This is a genomic window from Streptomyces sp. NPDC006458 (genome assembly GCF_040612135.1).
GTDB lineage: Bacteria > Actinomycetota > Actinomycetes > Streptomycetales > Streptomycetaceae > Streptomyces.
Genome location: NZ_JBEXPR010000082.1, coordinates 1 through 3111 on the forward strand (window position 1 = coordinate 1; position 3111 = coordinate 3111).

The 3111-nt window shown below is 72.8% G+C and carries 2 protein-coding genes; both read left to right on the forward strand.

All coding sequences use genetic code 11. The annotated features are described in order from the left end of the window. Positions 1-1397, forward strand: a 1397-nt coding sequence (locus tag ABZZ79_RS39565; protein ID WP_356697514.1) for an SDR family NAD(P)-dependent oxidoreductase, incomplete at its 5' end; no start/stop codon positions are given. A 109-nt stretch (positions 1398-1506) separates the two neighbouring features. Further along, a partial coding sequence (locus tag ABZZ79_RS39570) for a beta-ketoacyl synthase N-terminal-like domain-containing protein (protein ID WP_356697516.1) occupies positions 1507-3111 on the forward strand: 1605 nt, incomplete at its 3' end.

The window sequence follows — 3111 nt, forward strand, 5'->3', positions numbered from 1 at the left end:
CCCTGCGCACCTGGGACGTCCGACGCGGACAGGACGCCTTCCGCCACCTCCGCGAAGGCCGCAACACCGGCAAGATCGTCCTCACCGTCCCCACCTCCTTCGACCCCGACGGCACCGTCCTCATCACCGGCGGTACGGGTGGTCTGGGCGCACTGTTCGCGAAGCACTACGTGGAGACGTACGGAGCCAAGCACGTCCTCCTCCTCAGCCGCCGCGGCACCGACGCCCAGGGCGCACCCGAACTCGCCGCGGAACTCACCCGACTCGGCGCCCAGGTCCACATCGCCGCCTGCGACGTCACCAACCGCGACGAACTCGCCCACCTCATCGGCGCACTCGAACACCCCCTGACCGCCGTGATCCACGCCGCGGGCGTGCTCGACGACGGGCTGCTGGAGGGCCTCACCCCCGAACGGCTGGACCGTGTCATGCGCCCCAAGGTGGACGCTGCCCTGCACCTGCACGAGCTGACGGCCGGTCTGGAACTCTCCTCCTTCATCCTGTTCTCGTCCGTAGCCGCCCTCATCGGCAGCCCCGGCCAGGGCAACTACGCCGCCGCCAACGCCACCCTCGACGCCCTCGCCGCCCACCGCCGCGCCCTCGGCCTGCCCGCCACCTCTCAGGCGTGGGGCCTGTGGGCCGATGCCACCGGCATGACCGGCGACCTCGACGCGGCGGAACTGGCCCGCGTGGAGCGCATGGGATTCGGCGCCATCTCCAACGAGCTCGGCCTGGAACTCTTCGACCAGGCCCAGAAGTCGGACGCCGCGCTCGTGGTGCCCGTACTCCTCGAGCAGGCGGCCCTGCGCGCCCAGGCCCGGGCCGGCCTGCTGCCCGGACTGCTGCGCAGGCTCGCCAAGGTGCCCGCCCGCCGCTCCGGCTCCGGCTCGGGCTCGCTCGCCCAGACCCTGGCCGCGGTACCGCCGCAGGAGTGGGAGCGCGTGGTACTGGACCTCGTACGCGGCCAGGTCGCGGCCGTACTCGGACACTCCTCGCCCGATGCCATCGAGGCCGAACGGGCCTTCAAGAGCCTCGGGTTCGACTCCCTCGCCGGTGTCGAACTGCGCAACCGCCTCACCCAGGCCACGGGCCTGCGGCTACCCACCACCCTGGTGTTCGACCACCCGAACCCGGCCGCCGTCACCCGCTACCTGGTCCCTCTGGCCACCGAAGGCGTCGCCGCGACCGGACACCAGTCCTCCGAGGAGGACCGGATCCGGGAGGCTCTCGCCGCCATCCCGCTCGGCCGACTGCGCTCCGCGGGCCTGCTCGACGTCCTCCTCGAACTCGCCGTCGGCGACCCGGAGGAGACCGAGCAGACCGCCGAGGACTCCGAGTCCATCGACGAGATGGACGTCGAGGCCCTCATCCGTATGACGCAGGAGGACGAGGCGTGAGCACCGCACCCATCACGGCCCGGACGGCGGCCGCACTCCCGCTGACGGCCCCGGCCGTCACGGCCCCGGCGGCAGCCACAGCACGACCGCACGAGGAGCGCTAACACCCATGGCAGATCAGAAGGACCTCATCGAGGCGCTCCGCAAGTCCTTGAAGGAGACCGAGCGCCTCCGCCTCCAGAACCGGCGGCTCCTCGCCCAGTCGACAGAACCGCTCGCGATCGTCGGCATGAGCTGCCGCTACCCGGGCGGGGTCACCTCGCCCGAGGAACTGTGGCAGCTCGTCGCGGAAGGCCGCGACGCCATCACCCCGCTCCCGGACGACCGCGGCTGGGACCTGGCCAACCTCTACGACCCCGACCCCGAGCAGACCGGCAAGGTGTACGCCACCGGCGGCGGCTTCGTCGACGGCGTCGGTGACTTCGACGCAGGCTTCTTCGGGATCAGCCCGCGCGAGGCCCTCGCCACCGACCCCACCCAGCGGCTCGTCCTCGAAGCCGCCTGGGAGGCCCTGGAACACGCCGGCATCGACCCGACCTCGCTGCGCGGCGGGGACACCGGAGTGTTCTGCGGAACGGTGTCCTCCGAATACGGTGGCGAGAGTACGACCGACCTGGAGGGCTTCCGGCTCGCAGGCAAGACCGCCAGCGTCGTATCGGGTCGCGTCGCCTACACCCTCGGCCTGGAGGGCCCGGCCGTGTCCATCGACACCGCCTGCTCCTCCTCCCTGGTCGCCATGCACCTGGCGGCGCAGTCCCTGCGCTCCGGCGAGTGCTCCCTCGCCCTGGTCGGCGGCGTCACCGTGCTCGGCGGCCCGTTCCTCCTCGTCGAGTTCAGCCGTCAGCGCGGCCTCGCGGCCGACGGCCGCTGCAAGCCGTACGCGGCCGGGGCGGACGGTACGGGATTCTCCGACGGGGTCGGCCTGGTCGTGATGGAGCGCCTCTCCGAAGCCCGCCGCAAGGGCCACCGCGTCCTCGCCGTGATCCGCGGCAGCGCCGTCAACCAGGACGGCGCCTCCAACGGGCTGACCGCCCCCAACGGTCCCGCCCAGGAACGCGTCATCCGCCAGGCACTCGCCAACGCGGGACTCGAGGCCAAGGACGTCGACCTCGTCGACGGCCACGGTACGGGCACCCGCCTCGGTGACCCGATCGAGGCGCAGGCGCTGCTGGCCACCTACGGCCAGGGCCGCGAGAACGGCCCCCTCCGCCTGGGCTCCATCAAGTCCAACATCGGCCACACCTCCGCCGCCGCGGGCGTCGCCAGCGTGATCAAGATGGTCATGGCGATGCAGAACGACACCATGCCCGCGACCCTCCACGTGGATGCCCCGTCCCCGCACGTGGACTGGGCCTCGGGTGAGGTGCGCCTGCTGGCCGAGGCCGAGCCGTGGCCCGCCGCCGAGGGCCGCCCGCGCCGCGCGGCCGTCTCCTCCTTCGGCATCAGCGGCACCAACGCCCACCTGATCCTCGAGGAGCCCCCGGCCGGCACGCCCGCCGAGACCACGAGGACCGCTGGGACCGCTGGGACCGAGACCGGGCACGGGCCGGCCGTGCTTCCGGTGATCGTGAGCGGCCGCGATGAGGCCGCGCTGCGTGCGCAGGCGGAGCGGCTGCGGGCGCACCTGAGCACCCGGCCCGAGTCCGGGCTGCTGGATGTCGGATACTCCGCGGCCACCACCCGCGCCCAGCTGGAACACCGCGGTGTCGTCGTC